The organism is Pseudotenacibaculum haliotis (assembly GCF_042684245.1).
GTDB lineage: Bacteria > Bacteroidota > Bacteroidia > Flavobacteriales > Flavobacteriaceae > Polaribacter > Polaribacter haliotis_A.
The window spans coordinates 777,393-803,064 of sequence record NZ_JBHULH010000001.1; the positions used below are offsets into that span (position 1 = coordinate 777,393).

The 25,672-nt window shown below is 35.3% G+C and carries 23 protein-coding genes; 10 read left to right on the forward strand and 13 right to left on the reverse strand.

The window, feature by feature from the left end; all coding sequences use genetic code 11:
- Positions 1–49: 49 nt before the first annotated feature.
- Positions 50–1,891 carry a mucoidy inhibitor MuiA family protein gene (locus tag ACFSRZ_RS03775; protein WP_379665184.1) on the forward strand — a complete coding sequence of 614 codons (1,842 nt, stop codon included), beginning with the start codon at positions 50–52 and terminating at the stop codon, positions 1,889–1,891.
- On the opposite strand, the gene ACFSRZ_RS03780 is transcribed toward ACFSRZ_RS03775, so the two are convergent.
- Positions 1,888–2,865: a polyprenyl synthetase family protein gene (locus tag ACFSRZ_RS03780; protein ID WP_379665185.1), complete on the reverse strand. Its 978-nt coding sequence runs from the start codon at positions 2,863–2,865 to the stop codon at positions 1,888–1,890. The genes ACFSRZ_RS03775 and ACFSRZ_RS03780 overlap by 4 nt on opposite strands.
- A 69-nt stretch (positions 2,866–2,934) precedes the next feature.
- Here ACFSRZ_RS03780 and ACFSRZ_RS03785 point away from each other — a divergent pair, with 69 nt between their 5' ends.
- On the forward strand, positions 2,935–3,453 hold the full coding sequence (locus ACFSRZ_RS03785) for a hypothetical protein (protein WP_379665186.1): 519 nt from the start codon (positions 2,935–2,937) through the stop codon (positions 3,451–3,453).
- Between the two features lies 1 nt (position 3,454).
- Here ACFSRZ_RS03785 and rlmN read toward each other — a convergent pair whose 3' ends face one another.
- From rlmN to ACFSRZ_RS03800, 3 genes are all read right to left on the reverse strand, one after another.
- Entirely contained in the window at positions 3,455–4,495 is a 1,041-nt protein-coding gene (rlmN, locus tag ACFSRZ_RS03790; protein ID WP_379665187.1) for a 23S rRNA (adenine(2503)-C(2))-methyltransferase RlmN, read from the reverse strand.
- 68 nt (positions 4,496–4,563) lie between these two features.
- A complete protein-coding gene (queA, locus tag ACFSRZ_RS03795) occupies positions 4,564–5,613 on the reverse strand; it encodes a tRNA preQ1(34) S-adenosylmethionine ribosyltransferase-isomerase QueA (RefSeq protein ID WP_379665188.1) in 1,050 nt (349 codons plus the stop codon).
- Between the two features lie 160 nt (positions 5,614–5,773).
- Positions 5,774–7,003, reverse strand: a complete 1,230-nt coding sequence (locus ACFSRZ_RS03800; RefSeq protein ID WP_379665189.1) for a 3-phosphoshikimate 1-carboxyvinyltransferase — start codon at positions 7,001–7,003, stop codon at positions 5,774–5,776.
- A gap of 55 nt (positions 7,004–7,058) precedes the next feature.
- On the opposite strand from ACFSRZ_RS03800, the gene ACFSRZ_RS03805 reads away from it, so the two are divergent.
- Positions 7,059–10,169, forward strand: a complete 3,111-nt coding sequence (locus tag ACFSRZ_RS03805) for a VPS10 domain-containing protein (RefSeq protein ID WP_379665190.1) — start codon at positions 7,059–7,061, stop codon at positions 10,167–10,169.
- A gap of 85 nt (positions 10,170–10,254) precedes the next feature.
- Here ACFSRZ_RS03805 and ACFSRZ_RS03810 read toward each other — a convergent pair whose 3' ends face one another.
- On the reverse strand, positions 10,255–10,503 hold the full coding sequence (locus tag ACFSRZ_RS03810) for a hypothetical protein (RefSeq protein WP_379665191.1): 249 nt from the start codon (positions 10,501–10,503) through the stop codon (positions 10,255–10,257).
- 1 nt (position 10,504) lies between these two features.
- Positions 10,505–10,831, reverse strand: a complete 327-nt coding sequence (locus ACFSRZ_RS03815) for a nucleotide pyrophosphohydrolase (RefSeq protein ID WP_379665192.1) — start codon at positions 10,829–10,831, stop codon at positions 10,505–10,507.
- Between the two features lie 127 nt (positions 10,832–10,958).
- On the opposite strand from ACFSRZ_RS03815, the gene ACFSRZ_RS03820 reads away from it, so the two are divergent.
- Both ACFSRZ_RS03820 and ACFSRZ_RS03825 read left to right on the forward strand, forming a co-directional pair.
- Positions 10,959–12,377 carry an SDR family oxidoreductase gene (locus ACFSRZ_RS03820; protein WP_379665193.1) on the forward strand — a complete coding sequence of 473 codons (1,419 nt, stop codon included), beginning with the start codon at positions 10,959–10,961 and terminating at the stop codon, positions 12,375–12,377.
- Positions 12,378–12,437: 60 nt separating this feature from the next.
- Positions 12,438–13,037: a hypothetical protein gene (locus ACFSRZ_RS03825; RefSeq protein WP_379665194.1), complete on the forward strand. Its 600-nt coding sequence runs from the start codon at positions 12,438–12,440 to the stop codon at positions 13,035–13,037.
- Here ACFSRZ_RS03825 and ACFSRZ_RS03830 read toward each other — a convergent pair.
- On the reverse strand, positions 13,034–13,894 hold the full coding sequence (locus ACFSRZ_RS03830; RefSeq protein ID WP_379665195.1) for a phosphatase PAP2 family protein: 861 nt from the start codon (positions 13,892–13,894) through the stop codon (positions 13,034–13,036). The genes ACFSRZ_RS03825 and ACFSRZ_RS03830 overlap by 4 nt on opposite strands.
- 127 nt (positions 13,895–14,021) lie before the next feature.
- On the opposite strand from ACFSRZ_RS03830, the gene ACFSRZ_RS03835 reads away from it, so the two are divergent.
- The 3 genes from ACFSRZ_RS03835 to ACFSRZ_RS03845 all read left to right on the forward strand — a co-directional run bounded on the left by ACFSRZ_RS03835 (position 14,022) and on the right by ACFSRZ_RS03845 (position 17,023).
- On the forward strand, positions 14,022–14,555 hold the full coding sequence (locus ACFSRZ_RS03835; RefSeq protein WP_379665196.1) for a cupin domain-containing protein: 534 nt from the start codon (positions 14,022–14,024) through the stop codon (positions 14,553–14,555).
- A gap of 36 nt (positions 14,556–14,591) precedes the next feature.
- Positions 14,592–15,716, forward strand: coding sequence for a helix-turn-helix domain-containing protein (locus ACFSRZ_RS03840; protein WP_379665197.1), 1,125 nt, complete (start codon positions 14,592–14,594; stop codon positions 15,714–15,716).
- Between the two features lie 110 nt (positions 15,717–15,826).
- The gene (locus tag ACFSRZ_RS03845) at positions 15,827–17,023 is read left to right on the forward strand and encodes an alpha/beta hydrolase family protein (protein WP_379665198.1); all 1,197 of its coding nucleotides are present in this window, start codon (positions 15,827–15,829) and stop codon (positions 17,021–17,023) included.
- A 37-nt stretch (positions 17,024–17,060) separates the two neighbouring features.
- On the opposite strand, the gene aat is transcribed toward ACFSRZ_RS03845, so the two are convergent.
- Together aat and ACFSRZ_RS03855 are read right to left on the reverse strand one after the other, a co-directional pair.
- On the reverse strand, positions 17,061–17,717 hold the full coding sequence (gene aat / locus ACFSRZ_RS03850) for a leucyl/phenylalanyl-tRNA--protein transferase (RefSeq protein ID WP_379665199.1): 657 nt from the start codon (positions 17,715–17,717) through the stop codon (positions 17,061–17,063).
- A gap of 3 nt (positions 17,718–17,720) precedes the next feature.
- Positions 17,721–19,100: a short-chain fatty acid transporter gene (locus tag ACFSRZ_RS03855; RefSeq protein WP_379665200.1), complete on the reverse strand. Its 1,380-nt coding sequence runs from the start codon at positions 19,098–19,100 to the stop codon at positions 17,721–17,723.
- Positions 19,101–19,206: 106 nt separating this feature from the next.
- On the opposite strand from ACFSRZ_RS03855, the gene ACFSRZ_RS03860 reads away from it, so the two are divergent.
- A complete protein-coding gene (locus ACFSRZ_RS03860; RefSeq protein WP_379665201.1) occupies positions 19,207–19,821 on the forward strand; it encodes a YqaA family protein in 615 nt (204 codons plus the stop codon).
- Positions 19,822–19,823: 2 nt separating this feature from the next.
- Here ACFSRZ_RS03860 and ACFSRZ_RS03865 read toward each other — a convergent pair whose 3' ends face one another.
- On the reverse strand, positions 19,824–21,455 hold the full coding sequence (locus ACFSRZ_RS03865; RefSeq protein ID WP_379665202.1) for a mechanosensitive ion channel family protein: 1,632 nt from the start codon (positions 21,453–21,455) through the stop codon (positions 19,824–19,826).
- A 101-nt stretch (positions 21,456–21,556) separates the two neighbouring features.
- Here ACFSRZ_RS03865 and ACFSRZ_RS03870 point away from each other — a divergent pair, with 101 nt between their 5' ends.
- Positions 21,557–22,039 (forward strand): hypothetical protein, encoded by a 483-nt coding sequence (locus ACFSRZ_RS03870; RefSeq protein ID WP_379665203.1) that lies wholly within the window; start codon positions 21,557–21,559, stop codon positions 22,037–22,039.
- A gap of 51 nt (positions 22,040–22,090) precedes the next feature.
- On the opposite strand, the gene ACFSRZ_RS03875 is transcribed toward ACFSRZ_RS03870, so the two are convergent.
- From ACFSRZ_RS03875 to ACFSRZ_RS03885, 3 genes are read right to left on the reverse strand one after another with little or no spacing between them, the layout of a single operon-like run.
- Entirely contained in the window at positions 22,091–22,606 is a 516-nt protein-coding gene (locus ACFSRZ_RS03875; protein WP_379665204.1) for a gamma carbonic anhydrase family protein, read from the reverse strand.
- Positions 22,607–22,612: 6 nt separating this feature from the next.
- A complete protein-coding gene (locus ACFSRZ_RS03880; protein WP_379665205.1) occupies positions 22,613–23,344 on the reverse strand; it encodes a LytR/AlgR family response regulator transcription factor in 732 nt (243 codons plus the stop codon).
- 1 nt (position 23,345) lies between these two features.
- Entirely contained in the window at positions 23,346–25,667 is a 2,322-nt protein-coding gene (locus ACFSRZ_RS03885) for a histidine kinase (protein WP_379665206.1), read from the reverse strand.
- Positions 25,668–25,672 lie beyond the last annotated feature (5 nt).

Consider the following 25,672-nt stretch of genomic DNA (forward strand, 5'->3'; position numbering starts at 1 on the left):
TAAGGCTCTTATATTTTATAATTTTATAAAAATCACAAAATATAAAGTCATGAAAAAGATCATTATTTTTCTATTATTTCTAACAGTGAACTTTTGCTTTTCTCAAGAAAGAGAGATAAAATCTGAAGTAAACTCAGCTACAGTTTTTTTGAATAGTGCTCAAGTAACTAGAACCAAAAACATCAAAGTAGACAGAGGTTTACAAGTATTAAAATTTGTAGACTTATCTCCTTTTATAGATAAAAAAAGTATCCAAATCAGAGCAGAAGGAATAGAAATTCAAGCCATTAACTATCAGAAAAACTACTTGAACAGTTCAAAGAAAAGTATGGAGCAAATTTCTTTGGAGGATGAGTTGTCTAAACTGAATGACAAAATTGATATTGAAAACATTAATCTCTCTTCTGTTCAAGATGAAATCCAATTTTTAAAGAGCAACAGGAGTATTGGTGGAGATCAGACTTTAACTGTAAGTGCATTAAAAGAAGCATCATCATTTTACAGCAGCCAGATGAAAAAACTAAAAACAAATGAATTGGCCTTCAAAAATAAGATTCATAAATTACATGTAAAAAAGGCTAAAATCACAAAGCAAATTGAAAACCTTACTCCTAAAAAAGAATTTGCTTCGGGTGAAATATTTTTGAAAATGAGATCAAGTTCTGTAAAAACTGTCAAATTTATACTCACATATAATGTTTCTAATGTTGGTTGGTATCCATCTTATGATGTTAGAGTGAAGGACATTAATTCACCTTTGCACTTAAACTACAAGGCTAATCTCAAACAAAATTCCCAAGTAGATTGGAATAATGTGAAGCTCAGGTTTTCATCAGCAAACCCGAGTCAATCTACAAAGGCTGGAAAAATAACTCCTTACTTTATTAACTACGGAACCTACCCTCCCAATTATAAAAGTGAAATTGATGAAGTTGTTGGGTATGTAGAAGATTCTCAAGGTCCTATACCAGGTGCTACTGTTTTGGTAAAAGGAACAACCATTGGTACTGAAACAGACTTTAATGGTAGATATAGCATAAAAGTTCCTGATACTAATTCAACATTGGTATTTTCTTACCTAGGATTTAGAACTGTCGAAAGAAAAGCAAATAACAGATCTATCAACATTCTAATGGAAGCTGATGAAGTACTGGAGGAAGTTGTTGTAACTGCTTATGCAAAACCATCTAAAAATAGAAGGTCTAAATCGAAATTAGGTCAAAAACTTGAAGGCAGGGTATATGGTTTAAATACATCTATTCCTACCAAAAAAATAATAAATCAGACATCGGTTAGTTTCGAGATAATAGAACCTTATACCGTAAAATCAAGTAAAAAGGATTTCATTATTTCTATGAAAACTTATGAGGTAGAGGCAAGCTATAATTATTACGCAGTTCCTAGAATTGAAGAGAATGCTTTCTTAGTTGCTAGGTTGAATGATTGGGAGAAATTAAATCTTCTGGAAGGTGAAGCTAATGTATATTTTGAAAACACTTTTATCGGAACATCACTTATAGACACTAGATATGCAGAAAAGCAACTAGACATTTCCTTGGGGATGGATAAAAATGTTAGTATACAAAGAGATAAAGCTAAAGATTTTACCACTAGGCAGTTTATCGGGAATAAAAAGGAAGAGACAAGTGTGTGGAATATTATTGTTAAAAACAATAAACTACAAACCATTAAAATGTCCGTTTTAGATCAAATTCCTATTTCAACTAGAGAAGAGATAAAAATAACAATGGATAAAAAGTTTGATGGAGTCTTAAATCAAGAAACCGGGGAGGTTCGATGGAATTTTACTCTTACTCCAAAAAACACTAAAGAGATCGTTTTAAAATATACTGTTAGATATCCTAAAAACAGAAGTTTAATTATCGATTAAATCTTTCGCTCTACTACATAATCGATCATTTTAATCAATGACGATTTATAATCAGAGTCTTGGTAGTTATCTAAAATTGCCAAGGCTTTGTTTTTGTAGTCATGCATTTTTTCGGTTGTATACTCAATACCTCCGCTTTTCTTTACAAAAGCAATGACTTCCTTAACTCTCTTTTTGTTTTTGTTATGTTTTTTGATGGAATTGATCAACCAAGCTTTCTCTTTTGGAGTACAATGGTTTAGTGTATAGATCAACGGCAAGGTCATTTTTTGCTCTTTAATATCAATCCCTGTAGGCTTTCCTATTTTCTCTTCAGAATAGTCGAATAAATCATCTTTAATTTGAAAAGCCATTCCAATATACTGACCAAACTTTCGCATTTGCTGAATGACTTCCTGACTGGCTCCTACAGATGCCGCTCCAATTCCACAACAAGCTGCAATTAGCGTCGCTGTTTTTTGGCGAATGATCTCAAAATACACCTCTTCGGTAATATCAAGCTTTCTGGCTTTCTCGATTTGTAACAATTCCCCTTCGCTCATTTCACGAACAGCAATGGAGATCAGTTTTAGTAGATCGAAATCTTCGTTATCAATAGAAAGCAATAATCCTTTAGATAGCAAATAATCTCCTACCAACACAGCAATCTTATTCTTCCATAAAGCATTGATAGAAAAGAAACCTCTTCTTCTATTGCTATCATCTACTACATCATCATGTACCAAGGTTGCTGTATGAATTAACTCTACAATAGAAGCTCCGCGATATGTTCTTTGATCGAAGCCTCCGTTGGAAACCATTTTTGCAACCAAAAACACAAACATCGGGCGCATCTGCTTTCCCTTTCTTCTAACAATGTAATAGGTAATTCTGTTTAAAAGAGGAACTTTGGATAACATAGAATCTTTGAATTTCTCTTCAAAGAGTTCCATTTCCTTCTGAATAGGATATTTTATTTCCTCCACAATTTTCATGAGTCCACAAATTTAGCAAATAATTCTTTCTAAGCTTTCTATTAAGTATCTTTGAATCAAAGCTTTTTTATGAAAAAATTTCTGTTCGTCTTTTGTGCATTTTTTTTGATGTTTTTTGCCCAAGCCCAAGAAACTGATTTTTCGTTCCCTGAGAATGCTTTAGGTTCCTATTCAGGTACACTTTTTATCGATTCTCCCAGAGGAAAACAAGAAATCCCTATGGAGTTTCATATGAAGAAAACAGACTCTTTAAACAAGTACACCTATCAATTAGTATACAATGGTCAAGCTAGAGACTATAGCCTTATCATTAAAGACAAACAGAAAGGAATTTGTGAAGTTGATGAAAACAACGGGATTATTTTACCTTCTCGTTTTTCCGGAAATACATTATATAGCTTCTTTGAAGTGCAAGGAAACTTTTTAAGCTCTCGGCTAGAGTTTAAAGAAGATCATTTGTTTTTTGAAATCCTTTTTAGCAATACAAAAGCCAAAACCACTACCGGCGGAACGTCAGATAAAATACCTGAGGTATATGGGTACCCTATTACTGTTGTTCAAAAAGCAACTTTAAAAAAAACGAATTGATCTAGGATTTATTAGCCAACTGCCCACAAGCAGCATCGATATCTTTCCCTCTGGAGCGACGTACATTTACTACGATATCATTCATTTCCAGATTGGAAATGTAGTTATCTAAAGCTCTCGAACTTGCTTGCTGAAACTCACCATCATCAATAGGATTGTATTCGATCAAGTTTACTTTACTAGGAATGATCTTGCAAAAATCAATGAGTGCTTTGATATCTTCTTTTCGGTCGTTGATACCGTCCCAAACAACGTACTCATAAGTTACCTTTCGTTTGGTTTTTGCATACCAATGTCTAAGTGCATCGGCTAAGTCTTCTAACGGAAAGGTCTCATTAAAAGGCATAATCGAAGTTCTTACCTCATCAATAGCTGAGTGTAAAGAAACTGCTAAGTTGAATTTTACTTCATCATCTGCCATTTTTTTGATCATCTTTGGAACTCCTGATGTTGATAGTGTGATTCTTTTTGCAGACATTCCTAAACCTTCCGGTGACGTAATCTTATCAATGGCTTTGATCACGTTGTTATAATTCATCAATGGTTCTCCCATTCCCATAAAAACAATGTTCGACAGCTTATGATTGTGATATAGTCTACTTTGCTGATCTATAGCTACAACTTGATCATAGATCTCATCAGGGTTTAGGTTCCGCATTCTCTTCAAGCGAGCCGTTGCACAAAACTTACAATCCAAACTACAGCCTACCTGACTAGATACACAAGCCGTTGTTCTGGTATCTGTAGGAATTAAAACCGACTCAACGATCAAACCATCATGCAAACGAATTCCATTCTTAATGGTTCCATCAGAACTTCTCTGCATAGAATCTACCTCAATATGATTGATCACAAAGTTCTCTTCTAACATCTCACGAGTTGCTTTAGAAATATTGGTCATGTCTTCAAACGTGTGTAACGATTTGCTCCACAACCACTCGTATACCTGATTTCCGCGAAAAGCTTTGTCGCCATTCTTTACAAAGAACTCTCGCAATTGCTCTTTGGTTAACGCTCGTATGTCTTTTTTCTTGGGCTTCATCCGCTGCAAAAATACAAAACCTCATAGTAGCTACTATGAGGTTTTGAAATTTATCTCTTTACATCCTCTTACAAGATCAACATTGCGTCTCCGTAAGAATAGAATTTATATTTCTCTTTTACTGCTTGTTCGTATGCTTCCATTACAAAGTCATATCCTGCAAAAGCAGCTACCATCATCAATAAAGTAGATTTTGGTGTATGGAAATTGGTTACCATACTGTTTGCGATACTAAACTCATACGGAGGGAAAATAAATTTGTTTGTCCATCCGCTATATGGATTTAATCTTCTACTTGCAGAAACTGATGATTCTACAGAACGCATAACCGTAGTTCCTACTGCACACACTCTTCTCTTATTATCAATAGCACTATTGATAATATTTGTACTATTCTGAGGAATGATAATTTGCTCAGAATCCATTTTATGTTTCGAAAGATCTTCTACTTCTACAGGGCTAAACGTTCCTAATCCTACGTGTAATGTTAGCTCAGCAAAATCAACTCCTTTGATCTCTAAACGCTTCATTAAGTGTTTAGAAAAGTGCAATCCTGCTGTTGGAGCTGCTACAGCACCTTCGTGCTTAGCAAAGATCGTTTGGTAACGCTCTTCATCTGATGGCTCTACATCTCTTTTGATATACTTTGGAAGTGGCGTTTGTCCTAATTCGATCAATTTTGCTCTAAACTCTTCATAAGACCCATCAAATAAGAAACGTAAAGTACGTCCTCTAGATGTGGTATTATCAATTACCTCAGCTACTAAACTATCATCTTCTCCGAAGAATAATTTATTTCCAATTCTAATCTTTCTTGCCGGATCTACCAATACATCCCACAGTCTGTTTTCTGCATTTAATTCTCTTAACAAGAACACCTCGATCCTAGCACCTGTTTTTTCTTTATTTCCATACATTCTTGCAGGAAACACTTTGGTATTGTTTAAGACCATTACATCTCCTTCATCAAAATAATTGATCAAGTCTTTAAACAATTTGTGTTCGATCGTTTGCTTTTCTCTGTTCAAAACCATCAAACGTGCTTCGTCTCTGTGCTCAGATGGATATTCTGCCAATAATTCAGATGGCAGTTCAAAATTAAAATTGGATAATTTCATACGGAGTTTTCTATTGTTTTTTATCCGTCGTATGGAATTAGCTCATGAGGGTCAGCAATTTTGCGCTTAGATCAGAGTTAATTTCATGGATAGTTTTAGTTATAACGGCGGCAAATATACGATATGCAAATAGGCGTTGTCAAGTGTTTGGCTGATTAATTTACTTTTCGGTCAGTTGAAAACCAATTTGCTGTAAATCAGACCAAAAATTTCTATACGATTTTGTAACCACTTTTGCATCTATAACTTCTAATGAAGTCCTCAGTCCAAGCGGTGCAAATGCCATTGCCATTCTATGATCGTTATAGGTTTCAATAGCTACATCAGCGTTTATTTTTGTTGAAGATTGTAAATGCAAGCTATGATCAGTCACAGAAATATCTGCCCCCATCTTAGTCAGTTCAGCTTTCAATGCCTCCAATCGATCTGTTTCTTTGATCTTTAATGTGTGTAGTCCAAATAAATTACAAGACATCCCTAATCCAAAACAAGTTACTGCTATGGTTTGTGCAATATCCGGAGCTTTGTTCAAATCAACTTCCAAAGTATTTTCACCTCTTTCAGAAACCTTTTTTAGAGTCACCGAATTTGAATCGAACGATGTTTCTACTCCAAAATGCTCATAAATCTCGCTCAAAACAGAATCTCCCTGTAAGCTTTCTTTTTTATAAGCTGTTAATGTAATTTCTGTACCTACATCACACAGAGCTACAATTGAATAAAAGTAGGAAGCAGAACTCCAGTCAGATTCTACAACCAGTGTTTGAGCTTTCGCTTCTTTTAAAGGCGCTACCTTAATGATCTGTCCTTCAAATTGAGATTTAATTCCGATTTGATCCATTAAGCTCAAAGTCATTTCGATGTACGGAATCGAAGTGATCTTGCCTATCAGTTCAATGGTAAGACCTTTTGGTAAACTGGCAGCAATTAGCAATAATGCCGAAATGTATTGACTGCTTACATTTCCGTTGATCTTAACAGTGTCTTGAGTAAGTTCCTTACCGGAAATTTTCAAAGGTGGATAGCCTTCTTTCTCTACATAAGAGATCTCTGCTCCTAAATCTCTCAAGGCATTTACCAAAATTTGAATAGGGCGATTGTGCATTCGATCGGAACCGGACAGAACTACTGTTCTGTTATTTTGCGTAGCAAAAAATGCGGTGAGAAACCGCATAGCGGTTCCGGCATGTCCTATATTAATTTCTGAATCGGACGTTGTTAAAGCATGCTGTAAATGATGCGTATCGTCTGAGTCTGATAAGTTCTCTATGCTCAACTCTGAGAAGAGTTTCTGTAAGATCAATAATCTGTTCGATTCGCTTTTAGAACCAGAGATAAAAATTGATTCTTTGATCAACTTTTTTGTAACACCTTCTATTCTAATATTCATAAGTTTAACTCTGATTTTAATTGCTTAAATTTAGGCTCCTTTAAACAAACTAACTATGCTCAAAAAATTACTTTTTGTTTTTGTATGCCTTTTTGTTTTTGAAAGCTACAAAGTTAATGCTCAAAAAAATCCGACCAAATATTCCGAAGAATATTTTAGTGCTACCAAATGGAGAAATATAGGTCCGTTTCGTGGTGGAAGGAGTGCTGCCGTAACCGGAGTTCCGGGCAAGGCTAATTTGTTCTACATGGGATCTACAGGAGGTGGAGTCTGGAGAACAACAGATGCCGGAAATACTTGGGAAAATATCTCTGATGGTTTCTTTGGTGGTTCTGTAGGTTCTGTAGCTGTAAGCGAATGGGATCCTAATGTGATTTATGTAGGGAACGGAGAAAAAACAGTTCGTGGAAATGTTTCTTCCGGAGATGGAATCTGGAAATCTGTCAACGCAGGAAAAACATGGGAACATATGGGACTTAAAAACTCACGTCACATCCCAAGAATCCGAATTCACCCTAAAAATCCAGATATTGTGTATGCCGGTGTTTTGGGAGATCTCTACAAGTCTTCTAACGAAAGAGGAGTGTACAAATCTACAGACGGAGGAAAAACATGGAGCAAAAAATTATTTGCAAATAAAGATGCTGGTGTTGTTGATTTAATTATTGATCCAAACAACCCAAGAATTTTATATGCTACTACATGGAATGTAAGAAGAACTCCTTATAGCTTGTCTAGTGGCGGAGAAGGTTCTGCTTTATGGAAAAGTACTGATGAAGGTGAAACATGGACAAACATTTCAGATCGTAAAGGATTACCAAAAGGTATCTGGGGAATTAGTGGTGTGACTGTTTCTCCCGTAAACTCAGATATTGTTTGGGCGCTTATTGAAAATAAAAAAGGAGGTGTGTACAAATCTACTGATGCCGGAAAAACATGGAGTTTGATCAATAGCGAGCGTAAACTTCGCCAAAGAGCTTGGTACTATACTCGTTTGTATGCAGACTCTCAAGATGAAAATATTTTATATGTATTGAATGTACGCTACCATCGATCTACGGATGGAGGAAAAACATACAAAACATACAATGCTCCTCATGGAGATCATCACGATTTATGGATCGCACCGGAAGACAATCAACGTATGATCATTGGTGATGACGGAGGTGCACAGGTTTCTTTTGATGCGGGTGAGAATTGGAGTACGTATTTCAATCAGCCTACTTCGCAATTTTATCGCGTTACAACAGACAATCATTTCCCATATAGAATCTATGGAGCACAGCAAGACAATTCTACTATTAGGATTCCACATAGAACTCAAGGTCGTTTTATTGGCGAATCTGATTGGGAATCAACAGCAGGAGGAGAAAGTGCTCATTTAGCCGTTGATCCTAACAATAATGATATTGTGTATGGAGGAAGCTATGGCGGTTTATTAACCCGTCAAAATCATAAAACAGGAGAAACCAGAGCTATTAATGTATGGCCAGATGATCCGATGGGACACGGAGCTGAAGATTTCAAATATCGTTTTCAATGGAACTTCCCTATCTTATTCTCTCCTCATCAGAAGAATAAGTTATATGCAGCCTCCAATCATTTACATGTAACTTACAACGAAGGGCAATCATGGGAGATCATAAGTCCGGATTTGACGAGAAATGACCCTAAGACTTTAGGGCCTTCAGGAGGTCCAATTACAAAAGACAACACCGGAGTAGAATATTACGGAACCATCTTTGCCGTTAGTGAATCTCCTTATGAGAAAGACTTGATCTGGACAGGTTCTGATGATGGATTGGTGCATGTTTCAAGAGATGGAGGGAAAAATTGGAGCAATGTTACGCCTAAAAAAATGCCGGAATGGATGATGATCAACGGCATTGAGGTAGATCCATTCAACAAAGGAGCTGCTTATATTGTTGGTACTAAATATAAAACGGGAGACTACGCTCCTTATATCTACAAAACAGAAAATTATGGTAAATCATGGAAACTGATCACTAATGGAATCGGTGCCGAAGATTTTACCAGAGCTTTACGTGCAGATCCTAAACGAAAAGGGTTGTTGTATGCAGGAACAGAAAGAGGAATGTATATTTCTTTTGATGATGGAAAAAACTGGCAAACTTTCCAATTGAATTTACCTGTTGTTCCTATTACAGATCTTGCTATTAAAAATGATAATTTAATTGCTGCTACCCAAGGTCGTTCTTTTTGGATGATCGATGATCTGACTCCTATACATCAATTGACAAAAGACGCTATGAAGGAAGATGTGATTCTTTTTAAACCACAGGATAGTTATCGAATGGGAGGAGGACGCGGTGCCACTTCTAGAACACAAGGAACCAATCATCCGGGAGGTGTAGCGGTTAATTTCTACATCAAAGAAAAAGGAGAGAAAGATCAAGTTTCGTTAAGCATCTATGAAGGTAATGGAAAACTAATCAAGACCTATAGCACCAAGCCTGATAAAGAAAAGAAAGAAGAAAAATTAACGGTTAAAGACGGAAACAATATTTTCTATTGGAACATGATGTATCCGGGTGCTGAACGTGTTCAAGGAATGATCTTATGGTGGGCTTCTTTAAGCGGACCTATGGCATTGCCAGGAAATTACAAAGCAGTCTTAAAGGTAGGTAACAAAGAGAAGTCTCAAAGTTTCACCATACTTAGAAATCCTGTTTCTGAAGCTAGTTTGGCTGACATGAAAGCACAGTTCGACTTCATTAATGGAATTAATGAAAAAGTAACTGAGATTCACAAAGCTTTAAAGAATGTAAAAAAGGTACGCGCTCAAGTAAAAGCTTTGAAAAAGTCTATCAAAGACAAAGAGAAGCATAAAGATCTGTTAGATTTTGCAGATGCTTTGGTAAAAGACATGACCAAAGTTGAAGAAACTTTATACCAAACCAAAAGTAGAAGTAATCAGGATCCTTTGAATTTCCCTATTAGATTGAACAATAAGTTAGCACACTTAAATTCATTAACTCGAATTGGAAGTTACGGCCCTACTCAGCAAGCTATTGATTTCAAAAATGAGATCAGCAAAGAGATCGACAAAGAACTGGCTAAACTCTATGCTATTTTTAATACACGAGTGAAAGAGCTGAATCAGAAAGTGAAGAATAGTCAGATTGATTTTATTCAACTAGACTAATAGGTATTTATTCATATAGAAAAAGCGCCTTTTAGGCGCTTTTTTAATTTTTAAGAGCTGTAAAACTCGAATCTCAAGAAAGCAATTATTTCATATTTCTATTGGTCATCCACAAACCGTAAAAAAAGCTTATCACCACTTTAATTCCGAAAAAACGAATCCATTCGCCATTGGCAAAATTGGCTTCATTTACCTTTGCAAAATCTCCTGCAAAAACATCTCTCCAACTATTCATCAGAAGCATCGCTATTGATAAAAAAACAAAAAATGGAATAGCGATCTTAGCAAAGTTGCTCCAAAATTCTTTTTGCTGCATTTTCTTTATAAAACTCATATTACTTTAGTTTTTCGTTGTTATGATGGCGATCGTGATCACGTTTGGTTTTGATATCTAATTTCTTTTCGAACGATTCTTGTAAGTTCACTCCTGTTTGATTGGCTAAGCACAATACAACAAATAATACATCTGCCAATTCCTCTCCCAAATCTTTGTCCTTATCGGATTCTTTCTCACTTTGTTCTCCATAACGTCTGGCAATAATTCGTGCCACTTCTCCAACCTCTTCTGTTAATTGTGCCATGTTGGTTAATTCGTTAAAATAACGAACTCCGTGATTTTTGATCCATTCGTCTACTTGCTGCTGTGCGTTCTGTATATTCATCACAAATGTTTTCTAAATTGAGTTTTCAAAGATAGTAGAATTCGCTATTATTTCTTAAATTTATAGAGCTCAGCTCTGCAAAAAACAGTCTGCATTTATTTCCCCAAGTTCAAAAGAATAACCGAAAATGAAAATACTTCTTACCGGTGCTACTGGTTATATTGGGAAAAGACTTTTGCCTACTTTGGTTGAAAGAGGATATGAAGTTGTTTGTTGTGTGCGTGATAAAAAAAGATTTCACCCTCCTAAATCTCTTTTACCCTCTATAGATATTATTGAAATCGACCTACTCAACAAAGATTCTCTCAGTAAAATACCAAAAAACATTGATGGTGCATATTACTTGGTTCATTCCATGGCTTCATCATCAGATTATCAAAAACTGGAAAAAGAGTCTGCGATCAATTTTAGGATTGCAATAGAACAGACCAATGCTACTCATGTCATTTATTTAAGTGGAATTATTAACGAATCTTCACTCTCAAAACATTTGTCTTCAAGAAAAATAGTTGAAGAAGAGCTTGACAAGGGAACATTTCATTTAACTACCATCAGAGCAGGAATCATTATAGGCTCCGGGAGTGCTTCTTTTGAGATCATCAGAGATTTAGTTGAAAAACTCCCTATTATGATCACTCCCAAATGGTTAAGAACAAAATGTCAACCTATAGGTATTGGTGATGTGATCTCTATCCTCACAAAAACTCTTTTCAATACTCAAACCTATGATCGGAATTTTGATGTGGGGAGTTACGACGTTCTAAGCTATAAGGATATGCTCTTAGAGTTTGGAAGGGTTCGAAATTTAAAAAGAACCATTTTTATTATGCCGGTTATGACTCCACGTCTTTCCTCCTACTGGTTATACTTTGTGACTTCTACTTCTTATCGATTGGCTGTTGCTTTGGTAAATAGCATGAAAGTTGAAGTTACTTGTAGAAATGATGAACTTATCAAACTCTTGCAGATCAAACCTCTTTCTTATAGAGAATCATTAAACAAAGCTTTCACTAAGATTCAAAATAACGATGTTATTTCCAGCTGGAAAGATGCTCACATTAGCAGTGGAATGAATATCAATATTTCTGACTTTGTTCAAGTGCCAACCTTTGGTTGTTTTAAAGATAGAAGAGAATTAAACTACATAAACCGCGAACTCTGTATTGATAAAATTTGGGCCATTGGGGGAAAAACCGGATGGTATTACGGAAATGTTCTTTGGAGGTTTAGAGGTTTTTTAGACAAACTTGTTGGCGGGGTTGGTTTACGAAGAGGAAGAACGAATGAAAACACTATTGAAGTAGGAGATGCACTAGATTTTTGGAGGGTTATATATGCAAATAAGGATGAAGGTAGACTTCTTTTATTCGCTGAAATGAAATTGCCTGGAGAAGCTTGGTTAGAGTTTAAAATTGGACAAGAAAAGCTTATACAAACTGCAACTTTCAGACCCTTGGGTCTTGTCGGGAGAATTTATTGGTTTTCTGTGTTACCTTTTCATGGGATCATCTTCAATGGAATGCTAAAACAGCTTTGTAAAAACTAATAGAAGCATCTTCTCTATCTCTTTTATTGCTATTTTAGTCAAGTATTTGATTCATTTGCTATGATCGTCTTTTTAATCATCATTACATTCATTTCCTTTCTTGTTGGGTTTATTTATAGGTTTTTACTCCGTAAAGCTGATAATGAACCTCTTTTCAAGCGCAAAAAGAAGCACAAACCAAGAGTGTATCCTGATGAAGAGCTTGCTTATGATATAGTAATAGAGCTTTTTGATTATGTAGAAAGCAATCGAATTCATTTATTCTCTAAACTGATCGCATATTACGGTTACAACACAAATAGACACTTAAGATCTCACTTGAATCATAAAGATGCTGAAGAAATTCAGAAAATAAATCTTTACTTAAATGCTTTTCGTGAAATATTGGAAGTCTACAGAAAAATTGATCCTGAAACCGATTTTTATGGCCATCTTTCCCCTGGTTTTCTTGTTCATAATAAGACACACAAAATAACAATCGACTCTAAAGAGGTTTTTCGTGTATACATGCAACTTTGTGCAGGTGATGACGGAGAAGATTGTAAAGAGGTATACATTTTTGATGTAGTAAAGGGAGACAATGATTTTTTCCTAGTTGATATTCAAGAGCAACAACTTTATAAAAAGTTGACATCTTACGAAGGAACATATCGGTTCTAAAACCTCATTACAACGCCTACTCCTCTAGGGCTTATTTGTAGATCCCAGTCAAACGCAGTTTTCTTTTCTACATCATTGTACTTTTTATCGTACTTCTTATCGAGGTATTTATCAATCGCTTCTACAATAAAAATACTGATGACAGTACTAAAGGCTATATCTGAAATCCAATGAAATCGATCTACAATTCGAATGATTCCCGGAATAGATCCAACAGTATACAAACCAGCCTTAATCCACGGGCTTTTAAATTGCTTTGCAATCACATAAGCATTGGTAAATCCTAACATGGCATGTCCGGAAGGGAAGGAATCGTAATCTCTTACTCTGTCTATATGAAACGGATCAAACACATCGGAACCTCTATTGGCTCTGGGTCTTGCTCTTCCTATAATTCTTTTTGACACCTGTTGCAACAAACCGGCGGCTGATGCCGAAGAAATTAATAGAACCCCTGTTCTACGTAGTTTTTCATCTTTGGTCAACAACCCGGTCAAATACACAGCTCCGGTAATCATGTAGTTGTTGTTCGGATTTCCATATTCGTTTCCGTAATCAGCTAGCCAATCTGGCACATTTCCTCTCCAACCATTTACCCAACTATCGACTTCGTCATCAACATGATACAAAGCGGCAGTACCTCCTGCTATGTATAAAAAATGGTTCCACTGCTTTTTCTCCCAATGAAAAGGTCTACTGTATGCATGTCCCATTCCTCCAAAAATGTTTCCCATATCATAAGTAAACTCTTGCCAAAGGTTTCTATCCTTCTTAAAGTTGATGGTTGATTTACTTTGCTGACCGTAAGAGGAATTCAGCATTCCAAACACAAAAAATAAAACACATATTTTCTTCATAATTCCGCACTTAACATAATCCTAAAATAGGGATTATTTTTTTCAGTCGGCAAAGGTCGGTATTTTGTTACAACTTCTATCAGAAATTTATTCCTATCTTTTCGATGCAAAAACAATCGTATTCGTTATGAAAAAAGTTCTGGCAGCTTTACTTATACTCTTTAGTTTTCAACAGTGTAAAAAGACAGATCACCACTCTCATTCTGAGAAAGATTCTAATCAACCAATACATGTTACTTCTAATGCCGGAAAGGAATGGAATGTATTTGGAGTTAAAATCGTTGGAAAGATCATGAGTGAAGATACGCAGGGTGAATATTCTGTTATCATCACAGAAACTCCTCCTGAGGGAGGTCCGCCTAAACATGTACACAAACATGAGGATGAACTTTTTTATGTTATGAAAGGCACTTATGAGTTCTACTGTGGCGATACAACTCTTGTAGCAAAACAAGGAGATATGGTTCGACTCCCAAAAGGAATTCCGCATCACTTTAAAAACGTCGACTCTATTCAAGGAGTTACCATGAACACCATAACTCCCGGTGGTTTCGAATCTTTTTTTGATGATGTTGCGAAAGCTTCGGAACAAAGAAAGTTAACCCGAAAAGAAATTGATTCTATTGCAAATAGTTATGGAATGTCTTTTATAAAAAATTAATTCCTTTTATCTTTTACCCACAATTTACTGACCCCGATGGAATTAACAAAAATGCTTTTTTATTTCTCCGGAATTCAAGGAGTTATCTTAAGCTTAATTCTATTACTTTCTAAGAAGCATCGCAAAAGAGCCAATACATTTTTAGCTGTGTTTTTGCTCTTGTTTTCTATGAATACTTTGCGAAATCACTTTTCAGATTATTACTTTGAAACAGTGCAAAGCTACCCTATCATCTACATGACTACTTGGAGCTTTTACAGTTTTTTTGGTCCTTTTTTCTATCTATATATTAAATCCTTGACAGGAAATAGTATTCATTTGGTCAGTACCCTTAAAAAGCATTTTATTCTTCCTCTTTCTTACTTTGCCTTTTTATTCTATGCAGGTGTTCGAGGTATTACAACCGAAGAGCAAGTGAGTAGTGATTCTATAGAATATTATATCTACACTCTATTTTCGATCTTAGTAATTATTCAGCTTTTGATCTATTTGATCTTGGCACTCAAGATCATCTGGAACTATCATAAAGTACTTCGTGATCAGTTTTCAAACATTGACAAGCTAAAACTAAATTGGCTCTTTCAGTTTACCTCCGGCTTGTTGATTATCTACCTTCTTTGGATGATTCTAATGGGAGGAGATATTTTAGCTTTTAAAAAATATCTTTCTGATAGTTTTGTAAATATATTCAGAACTGCTTCGGCTATTTATGTGTATTGGGTAGGGTATTATGCTTTGTTAAAACCGGAAGTTTTTACTGAAGAAAATCGTCCGAATTTAAAAACTCCTCCTTCCAACACTCATGTAGATCAGGAAGAGATCGAAGCTTACAAAGTAAAATTGATCAAATTGTTGGAAGAAGATAAACTCTATTTAAACAGTTCTCTCACCCTTAGTCAACTTGCCAAAAAGTTAAAAACAAACTCAAAAACGGCTTCTCAAGTTATTAATATTGGTTTTCAAAAAACCTTCTACGATCTTATCAATTCATATCGAATTGAGGAAGTTAAACGAAACCTTTTAGACCCTAATTTTCGCAATTATACCCTAGAAGCCATCGCTTTTAACTCGGGTTTTAAATCTTCAACTACTTTCAACAGACTTTTCAAGGCACATACCAATCAAACCCCCAACCAGTATAGGAATACGCATTTAAAATAGTCGTTTTTTACTATGCCCAATTCAGGGATTTGGGCAATACTTCCTTTGTTTTTCACCCTTTTCCACACCTACTTTTGGATCAAAATTATAAATCATTAAAAACGACAATTATGAATTTCAAAAGCTTATTATTTCTATTTGCATTAACTATTGTAGGATGTACTCAAGGTCAAAATTCCGAAGCTGTAATTCCTTCTCAAAACAGAGGAGACATTATTAGTGTTTCTAAAATAGGTACTTATTCGGCAGACCAAATAAAACAGGTAATGATTTCACAAGGGTATTCGATTCCTATTTTAGACCATCTGTCTTTTTCTGTAGATTTTAATAAAGTTGTTTACTTGACAACAGATCAACATGGAAACTTGGTAAAGGCATCCGGAACATTATTAATTCCTAAGACTCAGGAGGCGATTCCGATATTGAGTATTCAACATGGAGTGGTATTTCACCGTAGCAATGTTACTTCTGTTAATGGGGCAAATGTTGGCGAAGGTCTTGTAGGTTTGGTAACTGCTTCTTTAGGTTTTGCTACCACCATTCCTGACTATATTGGTTATGGAGAGTCCAATGCTATTCACCCGTATTTAATTTCAAAATTATCTTCTGCCAATACAATTGACTTACTCAAAGCTTCTAAAAAGCACTTTGTTGCAAACAATGTTTCATTAAACGACCAACTCTTTTTGTACGGTTACTCTGAAGGTGGTTATGTTACTTTGGCTACTCAAAAAGAGATTGAAGAAAATTACACAGATGAGTTTTCCATTACTGCTGTAGCCCCTTTAGCCGGGCCTTATGATATGTATGAAACGATGAAAAAAACTTTTGAAGCAGAACATTATCCATACATCCCAAATCTAGCGTTTGTTTTTACAGCTTACAACGAATACTACGGATGGAATCAGTTGGATAAAATTTTCAAAGCTCCTTACGCTCAAAAAATGACTTCTCTATTTGATGGTAATTTGTCTGCTCAGGAAATTGAGGCTCAACTTCCTTCTTCTTTCACGGAATTAATGCGTCCTGAATTTGTTCAAAGCGTGCTTAACGGAACTGCTGTTGAAGTGATAAATGCCTTTAAAGAAAATACCTTACTGAACTGGACTCCCAAAGCTCCCATTCGCTTTTATCATGGTGATCAAGACCAAATTGTGCCTTATCACAATGCTACAACAGCATACAATAATTTAAATGCTCCCGGGCAACAAATAGAGCTAATTACACTCAACAATAAAAACCATTCTACAGCTAATATCCCTTCGGTTGTAAAAACGTTGGAATGGTTCTTTCAACTAAAAGAATAAGCATTCGTAGTTGTCTCTTTGTAGAATGCTGACAGGATTATTTTCTGTTAGCATTCTCTATGATTGCTAAAAACTCTTCTCTTTCGATCTCTCGGGCACCTAAGCTTGCCAAATGATCGGTATAGACCTGACAATCGATAAGCTTGTAGTTGTTGGATTGGATCAAATGGATGAAAGCAATTTTTGAAGCATTAGACTTTTTTGAGAACATACTCTCTCCACAAAATACCTGTCCTAACTCTATTCCATACAGGCCTCCAACTAGTTCTTGTTTTTGCTGCTCTGCATTGTAGAACCAAACTTCTATAGATTTAGCATGACCTAGTTCATGTAGTTTTATATACGCTCTTTCCATGTCATCTGTAATCCAAGTACCTTCTTCATCTTTTCTTTCAATTGTTTTACAGTGGCGGATCACTTCTTCAAAAGCCTTATTCTCTGTGATGGTAAACTCTCCTTTTCTCAATACTTGTTTCATCGATTTGGAAACTTTCAACTCATTTGGGAATAACACCATACGTTCCGGTGGGCAATGCCAAAGGATGGGGTATTCTTCTGAATACCATGGAAAAATTCCTCTAGCATAAGCGTGCATTAAACGTTCTGGAGAAAGATCTCCTCCAATGGCAATAATGCCTTCTTCAGAGATGGTTTCATAGGGTGGGAATTCAATTCTATCTGTAAGCCAAATCATTTCTTAGAATAGTAACAGACCAATAATATAGATTGTACTTCCAACAAACATCGCCAATAAGGTATAAGGAAGAATTTCTTTTGCTTTTAGCTTTGTTATTCCCAACAAAGGAAGTGCCCAAAACGGTTGTAACATATTGGTCACCTGATCGCCATAGGCAAGAGCCATAATGGCTTTGTTTAAAGGAACGCCTAGCTTTAATGCAGATTCAACAACGATTGGTCCTTGAACCACCCATTGCCCTCCTCCACTCGGTACAAAAATATTGACCAGTCCGGCACTAAAGAATGTAAAAATGGGCAATGTTGTTGCATTGGATACCGACACAAAAAAGTCTGAGATCTGCGTAACCATTCCAGAGTTACTCATGATTCCCATGATTCCGAAATACAGAGGAAATTGAATCAATATTCCGGATACGTCAGAAATCGATTCTCCAACAGCACTGGTAAATCTTTTAAAGCTTCCGTGTAAGATAATTCCTAATCCCAACATAAAGAAGTTGATTAGGTTAGGTGTGATCTTCAATGCTTTGATATCGTCAAAATATCGATATGAAAATGCCACAATGATCAAAGCTCCAAAAATCCATGCTAAAACTTTAGAGCTATCTAGCTTTTCTGCTTTTGTTGTAGCTTTCTCATCAATATTCATTTGATATTCAGGCAAACTAATTTCGGTGGGAGAAGCTTTTTTTCCCAACCAGAAGAACAATCCTGAAATAACAACCACAACAGCTAAAAAGATCAACAAATTTGATAGGCTAAATATTGTCTGACTATAATCAATGACCTCCGGGATTTGACTCAATATCTCCGGAGAAGAAACTTCTTTCATAATTCCGGCTATATGCCCTTCTTCATTGATCTTTATGGGTGCTGAACCGGAAATTCCTCCATGCCACACCATCAACCCCATATAACCAGCTGCTCCGATGATTGGATAGTTTAAAGAGATTTTATTTTTTTGAGCATGCTCCGCAACCTTTCTGGCTAGTAAAGCTCCAAAGATCAATCCTAATCCCCAATTAAAAAAGGCTACCAGCATGGTTGTACAGGCAACAATAGCTGCACTGGTTGCCGTGTCTTTGCAGTATTTTGTAACTTTTAAAATGGCATTGCTCACCGGTTTACTAAGAACCAATACATGCCCTAGTACTAATATTAACATCATTTGATATGCAAATACTAGCAATCCGTTAGACCAGATTCCCTTTTCCCAAAATTGTAAAACATCTACTGTATAATCTAGCACTCCAACTTCTAAAGGCTTGGTAAAAAACAAGGCTAAAAGTACTGTGATAAGAGTTAATAGAATGGCTATGGTAAATGGTGAAGGCAAATACTTTTTAAAGATATTTTCAACAGCTTTAGTGATGTTCATTCGGTGGGATTTGTTAGCTAAATTAAAAAGAAAAGTTAATAATTTGATTTTCTTGTTGTCAACATAATTTTACTGCGTATTTTTGCAGTTCCATTTGGGATCGCTGATGAAATCAAAAAGTAAAAAGAAATCGAGAACAAGACTACTACACCAGTACTATTCTTATACTGGTTTTTATTCTTTTGTAGGGCGTAGCCTAAAGAAGGCAGCACTTCCTATTATCTTGATCATTGTTGCTCTTTTCTTGGTCAACAAATATGTATTTACCATAGATGACGGATTGGAATTACTTACCGAATCTTTTTCTAGAACCGGAGTACTTATAACATTCTTTATTTCTGAAACTTTACTTGGATTGATTCCTCCGGAAATTTTTATCGGATGGTCTAAAAAGACGGATGATCCTATCTTGAATTTATCCATCTTAGCAACTCTTTCCTACACAGGGGGTATTATCTCTTTCTTTATTGGAAAAGCTGCTTTAAGAATTGCTTCTGTAAAGAATTACTTGGAAGTAAAAATGGCCAAGCATTTAAAGAATACCAGTAAATGGGGTGGTTTCTTGATCATTATTGGAGCTTTGTTACCTGTTCCTTTTTCAATTACTTGTATGGCAGCAGGAATGATCAAATATCCTTTTAAAGGTGTTGTTCTTTATGGTTTATTCAGGTTTGCTCGATTTGCCTTATATGCCTGGGCAATATTTAAAGTAGTTACCTAAACCTATTCTTCAGGTTCAGGTAATCCTTCTTTAAATTCATTCACCACTTTTTCAATAGCATCATTCACACGTTTTTCGTCTGAATCATACGACATTGTCATTGATTTCTTTTCCGGGAACTGCTCGATCATCACAGTGGTTGATGGGAAGGCAAAATCAACACCCAATTCTTTTGCCAACTTAACAATGGCTATATGAATCTGATGTCTCGATTTTTGTTCGGCAGACCAAGCAAGGTTCTTCAAGTACATATTCATCAAGATCAACAACGCAGAGTCTCCAAATCCGTTGAATTCTACAGTATAGTTATCTGATTTCGTATCCGGATGTGCCTTGATAATTTCTCTTACACCGTTTACAAAAGCTTCGATCAATTCAGGAGGTGTATCATAACGAAGTCCTAATTGGGTATTGTATCTTCTGTACAAACGTAATCCGCTGTTATTAATCACTATTTCCGATAACTTGCTATTTGGTATTTGATAGATAGAAGTATCTGCTGCTCTTACACGAGTAGATCTAAAACCTACCTCTTCTACGGTTCCTACAACTCCTCCTGCTTCTATCCAATCTCCTATATGAAATGGTTTGTCTACAAAGATCATCACAGTTCCTATCAAGTTCTTTACTGTATCTTGAGAGGCAAAAGCAATAGCCAAACCTCCAATAGATGCACCGGCTAAAATAGTTGTTGGGTTTACTCCAAAAAGAACCAATAATTTGAACACTCCAACAATTACAATAATAACTGTTGAGAAGTTTCTAAGGATTGGAATCAACTGATCATCTAATTTTCCTTCGGTTTTTTCTGCATATTCACGATACAAACTGATTAACACTTGGGCTAGTTTTAAGAAAACATAGATCCAGAATATAGTTGATGCAATATTGATGGTTAATAAGATCCACTTGTTGATGGTTAATCCAAATTGTAAGGAAGGAAATACCAAATCAATCATCCAAAGTGCAACCAACAAACTGATTGGGTGTGCTAATTTCTTTAATGATGTATTTACATCGCTCCCTCTGTTCTTTGTGTATCTGTATAGGATTCTTCTAAGAATGAAGAAAGCTAATCGTTTAGAAATAGCAAATACAATAACAGAAATAACTAGCAAGAGTAAAAAAGCAATGTATTGCCATATCTCTAGAGAAAACACTCTCTTGTGTCCGGCTCCGGGAACCAATTCGATAACTTTATCTATATACCAAGGAAAAACTTCTTCATAAAGTGTGTTGATATTATTGACAGTTTCTTTAGAGTAATACCAAGAATCTCCAATTCTTTCAACAGAAATTGACGGCATTCTTTCCGGAAAAAGCACATATTTATGCATTGTAGCATATCCTAATGTATCACTTGTATACAAAGAATCTATTGGGATCTTATTAAAATCTACTTGCAATCCTTTTCCATCTAAAACTCTTTTGATCTTGATGGCTATATCTATAGCTTCTTTCTCACTTTTCCCATAAATAGTCGTTGCTGACTTTTTAGGTTCGTAAGAATTATTCTGTAAAAAGTATATATGTGTATATACGGTTGCTTTAGGATTGGATAGGTCTACCTGAACATCATCTTGCGCAAAGGAAATGAAAGGAATTAAGAACCATAAAAGCAGAAATCTCTTCATTTTGAAACTGTTAATACCTGTTAATTTAGACCCCAAATTTAAACCTTTTCTGTTTTGGGCAGTCAAAAAAGCATATAAATAAAACACGGTAAACTTAGATTATGAAAAAATTAGCAAGCGTATTAGTTTTAGTATTTGCATTTACTTTGACTACTCAGGCGCAAAAGAAACGTAAAAGAATGCAAAAGGAGAAGATGACTGTAGAGCAACAAGCTACTTTGGCTGTTAAAAAGATGGCATTAGAGTTAGAGCTTTCAGATGCTCAGCAACGCAAATTAAAGCCGTTGATCAAAAAGCAGATCACAGAGCGTAGAGCGCAGTTTGAGAAGATGAAGAAAATGAGAGAAGAAAAGAAGAAATTGGAAGCTGATCAGCGTTACAAAAGAGCAAATGCTGCACTTGACAAGAAATTAGCTTTTCAAAAGGAGATGAAATCCATCTTAAATGCTGAGCAATACGAAAAGTTCCAAAAAATGAGCAAAGCCAGAAAAAGAGGGATGAAGCAACGAATGGCTAAGCGTAAAAAAATGGCTTACTTAAAGAAGAAGAAAAAAGAAAGAAAACATAAAGACGAGGATAATTAGTTTTGAGTTGATTAATTTTCGCAAGCTCGGTTTTGGTTGGCCGAGCTTTTTTTATTCTTTAAACCAACTAGAATACTCCACGTAGTTGTTTGCAATTCTATTGATCTCTCCGGAAATAAGTTCTTCTGAAATGTCTTTTACTTTTTTGGCAGGAACTCCTGCATAAATGCTTCCTGCTTCTACTCTGGTATTTTTTGTTACCACGGCCCCGGCAGCAATAATGGAATTACTTTCTACAACACAATCATCCATAATAATACTTCCCATTCCTACCAATACGTTATCCTGAATGGTGCAACCATGAACAATGGCATTGTGCCCTATAGAAACATTGTTACCAATATTGGTTGGTGATTTTTGATAGGTTGCATGAATAACAGCACCGTCTTGTACATTTACTTTATTCCCCATTTTGATGTAATGTACATCTCCTCGAATCACAGCATTGTACCAGATACTACATTCACTCCCCATTGTTACTTCACCAACAATCACAGCATTTTCTGCTATAAAACAATCTTCTGGAATTTGTGGGTATTTTCCTTTTACAGGTTTGATGATTTTCATGTTGTCTTATTTGAAATATGACAACAAAGCTCCCTTTTTTGAAGAAGAAACCAAAATTTCTTTTCCATTAGTTAAGATCACACTTCCTCCTTTTCCTTTTTTGTACTTAACAATAGAGTTGATATTAACTAAATAGGATTTGTGAATTCTGGCAAAATCGTAATTGGTTAAAGCCGTCTCAAAATACTTTAAGGTTTTACTTACCAACCTTTTAGAATCTTCTAAGTAGATTTCAGTATAATTATCATCTGCTTTACAGAATACAATGTCTTTTACATCTAATACTTCAAATCCATCTTGAACAGGAATGGTAATCTTTCCGGAAGCTCCGGATACTTTGGGTGATAAGATCTTATTTTGTAAATCGTTCTCTCTTTCCTTGATCTCTGTAACATGATTGACAGCTTTGATCAATTCGTCAATAGAAATAGGCTTTAAAAGGTAATACGAGGCATGACTGTTAAGTGCTTCAATGGCATAATGATCGTAAGCCGTCACAAATACTGTTTCAAACCTTCTATCGTCTACTTTCTCTAAAAGATCAAAAGCGTTTCCAAAAGGCATTTCAACGTCTAAGAATACTAAATCCAGCTCGTGCTGTTGAATTAATTCATAAGCTTCGTTAATATTGCTTGCCTCTCCCATTAAAGTCACATTTGGACAATACTTAGAAAGGTAATTGCGTAAAATATCTCTGCTTACCGCTTCGTCTTCTACTATGATGGCTTTAATTTTCATTTTAATTCCTTTTTAATAACAATTTGACTTGAGTTCCCGTTCCGTTTTCAAAGAGGTCTGAGACAGATACAGAGATCTTATCTTGATACATATCGTTCAAAATAGTGATCCGTTTCTTGATCGTACTCATTCCTTTTGATTTTTGTTTTAATTGATTTTTTGTCTTGAGTTCTTGCGATCGTTTTCTTCCTACTCCATCATCTTTAATTAGTACCGATATTGATTCTTCATCTACTTTTTGAACTTCGATATGTAGATTTCCTTTTTCTTCTTTATAACGGAGTCCGTGCCAAATAGCATTTTCTATATATGGCTGTAATAACATTGGCGGAATGGAATATTGATCTAAATCAATGGCTTCATCTATAGATATCTTATAATCAAACTTTTCTTTAAATCGATTGTGTTCCAGCTTTACATACAATTCTATAAGTTCTACTTCCTTAGCAAAAGGGATAAAATCTTCATCTGAATTTTCCAATACAGATCGCATTAATACGGAGAATTCTGAGAGATATCGATTGGCATTACGTTCGTCATTTACCGCAATAAAACTATTTACAGAGTTTAGTGCATTAAAGATAAAATGCGGATTCATCTGTGATCGCATAGATTTTAACGCCAGTAAATTATTGGATAGTTTTTGCTGTTTATTGCTTCGAAATAGTAAATATGTGAATACGATCATTGCTAGAATTCCGGCAATCAATGAGTAAATAACATACTGCTGTAGCTTTGTTCTTTCTACACTTAATTGCTTGTTCTTAAACGCTAGATCATATCGACTATCACTAAGTGCCTTATCTTTTTCCAAACTTGCAATTCGATTTCTATATTCAGCAGATTTTTTCGCTGTTCTTTTCGAATATTCGATCTCCTGTTCTTTCCGTGCATACAATGTATCTACCAAACTAACATACTCTCGGTAGGTCTTATACGCTTTATCATATTCTCCAACATTTTCATAGACTTCTGAAAGTTTTCGAGTAGCATCTTTCTTTACAATCAGATCTTTGTTCTTATCGGCATCTTCAATACTTTTCTTTAAAAAAGGAATGGCTTCTTCATAGTCTTCTTTTTCTACCAAAGCGCGTCCGATTTTATAATTATTTACCGAAGCGGAATTGATTGCTGAAATTTGATAGGTATCAAATAGATTCCCTACATCTAAAAACCCGTTAAGAATACCAATACTGTCATTAGCACTAACTTTAGAATTACTTTCCTTATCAGCAATAAGTAACACTGAATCGTTTAGTTGTTTTGTTTCTAAAAGTGCTTGCTTTCTTAGATTAATCTCCTTATCAAATTGTTGTGTAGAGTTATAAAAATCTGCTACTTTATCTTTTTCTTCCAAGGATCTAACCGGACTTTCTTCAGAGGCTAACTTGATCGAATTTCGAAACTGTCGGTTTGCTTTTGGTATGTTTCCTTGTGCTACAGATACATCTCCCAATTTTGAGTTGATATCAGTAATTTTTGATGTTACTTTATTGTCTTCAGAAATCTTAAGTGCTCTGTTATAATTGGTAATAGCTTTGGCAAATTCTTTTTTCTCAAGATAAATATCTCCTAAGTTTTCATAGACTAGAATCTTTTCAAACAGCCCTAACTTACTTGTTTTAATGGTTAGTAAATATGTTTCTGCTATATCAAACTCTTTAATAGCCATGGCGGCTTTTATTAGCTGATACTTGGTTCGTTCATCTTCTCTGTACTGTAAAGAGTTTTTATAATATGAAATTGCCAAGTCATATTGCATCCACTCATAGTAAATATCTCCTAACAATCTATAGGTAGCTGCATTACGCCCATCTGAATAGTTCTCTCTTAAAATGTTTTCAATAAAAGAAAGACTCTTTTCTATATTTATTTTCTTGTAAAAGTTGGCAGAATCTAGATTGGTAAAATAATCATCGGAGCTTGACATTACTTTACTTCTATTTCGTGAATATACATCTTGTTGATATTCTCTATTCTCTTTTGTTTCGGTTAATTCTACACGAATATCTTCATCGGATTCTACTCTAAAGAACAGCGTTTTAAATCCAGGGTGCCAGATAACCAATTCATCATTTAGTTTTAACCTTACCAAATAGTATTGATTGATGTAACTATACGGAAATGTTTCTCCGTTAGCATACACATAAGCATTCTTGATAGATTTGCCGGTTTCTTGATCTACTACACGGACTTTGATTTCGATTAAAGTTCCAAAGCCTGTTTTGATATCTTGAGAAAATCCGGTCTGAATCATCAAGAAAATTAAGGGCAATATGATTCTGTAAACCTTACTCATTATAGTACTTAGTAATGTAAACATACACA

Coding starts and splice junctions, on each gene's coding strand:
- ACFSRZ_RS03775 (WP_379665184.1), top strand. CDS start 50: ATGAAAAAGATCATTATTTTTCTATTATTTCTAACAGTGAACTTTTGC.
- ACFSRZ_RS03780 (WP_379665185.1), bottom strand. CDS start 2,865: ATGAAAATTGTGGAGGAAATAAAATATCCTATTCAGAAGGAAATGGAA.
- ACFSRZ_RS03785 (WP_379665186.1), top strand. CDS start 2,935: ATGAAAAAATTTCTGTTCGTCTTTTGTGCATTTTTTTTGATGTTTTTT.
- rlmN (WP_379665187.1), bottom strand. CDS start 4,495: ATGAAGCCCAAGAAAAAAGACATACGAGCGTTAACCAAAGAGCAATTG.
- queA (WP_379665188.1), bottom strand. CDS start 5,613: ATGAAATTATCCAATTTTAATTTTGAACTGCCATCTGAATTATTGGCA.
- ACFSRZ_RS03800 (WP_379665189.1), bottom strand. CDS start 7,003: ATGAATATTAGAATAGAAGGTGTTACAAAAAAGTTGATCAAAGAATCA.
- ACFSRZ_RS03805 (WP_379665190.1), top strand. CDS start 7,059: ATGCTCAAAAAATTACTTTTTGTTTTTGTATGCCTTTTTGTTTTTGAA.
- ACFSRZ_RS03810 (WP_379665191.1), bottom strand. CDS start 10,503: ATGAGTTTTATAAAGAAAATGCAGCAAAAAGAATTTTGGAGCAACTTT.
- ACFSRZ_RS03815 (WP_379665192.1), bottom strand. CDS start 10,831: ATGAATATACAGAACGCACAGCAGCAAGTAGACGAATGGATCAAAAAT.
- ACFSRZ_RS03820 (WP_379665193.1), top strand. CDS start 10,959: ATGAAAATACTTCTTACCGGTGCTACTGGTTATATTGGGAAAAGACTT.
- ACFSRZ_RS03825 (WP_379665194.1), top strand. CDS start 12,438: ATGATCGTCTTTTTAATCATCATTACATTCATTTCCTTTCTTGTTGGG.
- ACFSRZ_RS03830 (WP_379665195.1), bottom strand. CDS start 13,894: ATGAAGAAAATATGTGTTTTATTTTTTGTGTTTGGAATGCTGAATTCC.
- ACFSRZ_RS03835 (WP_379665196.1), top strand. CDS start 14,022: ATGAAAAAAGTTCTGGCAGCTTTACTTATACTCTTTAGTTTTCAACAG.
- ACFSRZ_RS03840 (WP_379665197.1), top strand. CDS start 14,592: ATGGAATTAACAAAAATGCTTTTTTATTTCTCCGGAATTCAAGGAGTT.
- ACFSRZ_RS03845 (WP_379665198.1), top strand. CDS start 15,827: ATGAATTTCAAAAGCTTATTATTTCTATTTGCATTAACTATTGTAGGA.
- aat (WP_379665199.1), bottom strand. CDS start 17,717: ATGATTTGGCTTACAGATAGAATTGAATTCCCACCCTATGAAACCATC.
- ACFSRZ_RS03855 (WP_379665200.1), bottom strand. CDS start 19,100: ATGAACATCACTAAAGCTGTTGAAAATATCTTTAAAAAGTATTTGCCT.
- ACFSRZ_RS03860 (WP_379665201.1), top strand. CDS start 19,207: ATGAAATCAAAAAGTAAAAAGAAATCGAGAACAAGACTACTACACCAG.
- ACFSRZ_RS03865 (WP_379665202.1), bottom strand. CDS start 21,455: ATGAAGAGATTTCTGCTTTTATGGTTCTTAATTCCTTTCATTTCCTTT.
- ACFSRZ_RS03870 (WP_379665203.1), top strand. CDS start 21,557: ATGAAAAAATTAGCAAGCGTATTAGTTTTAGTATTTGCATTTACTTTG.
- ACFSRZ_RS03875 (WP_379665204.1), bottom strand. CDS start 22,606: ATGAAAATCATCAAACCTGTAAAAGGAAAATACCCACAAATTCCAGAA.
- ACFSRZ_RS03880 (WP_379665205.1), bottom strand. CDS start 23,344: ATGAAAATTAAAGCCATCATAGTAGAAGACGAAGCGGTAAGCAGAGAT.
- ACFSRZ_RS03885 (WP_379665206.1), bottom strand. CDS start 25,667: ATGTTTACATTACTAAGTACTATAATGAGTAAGGTTTACAGAATCATA.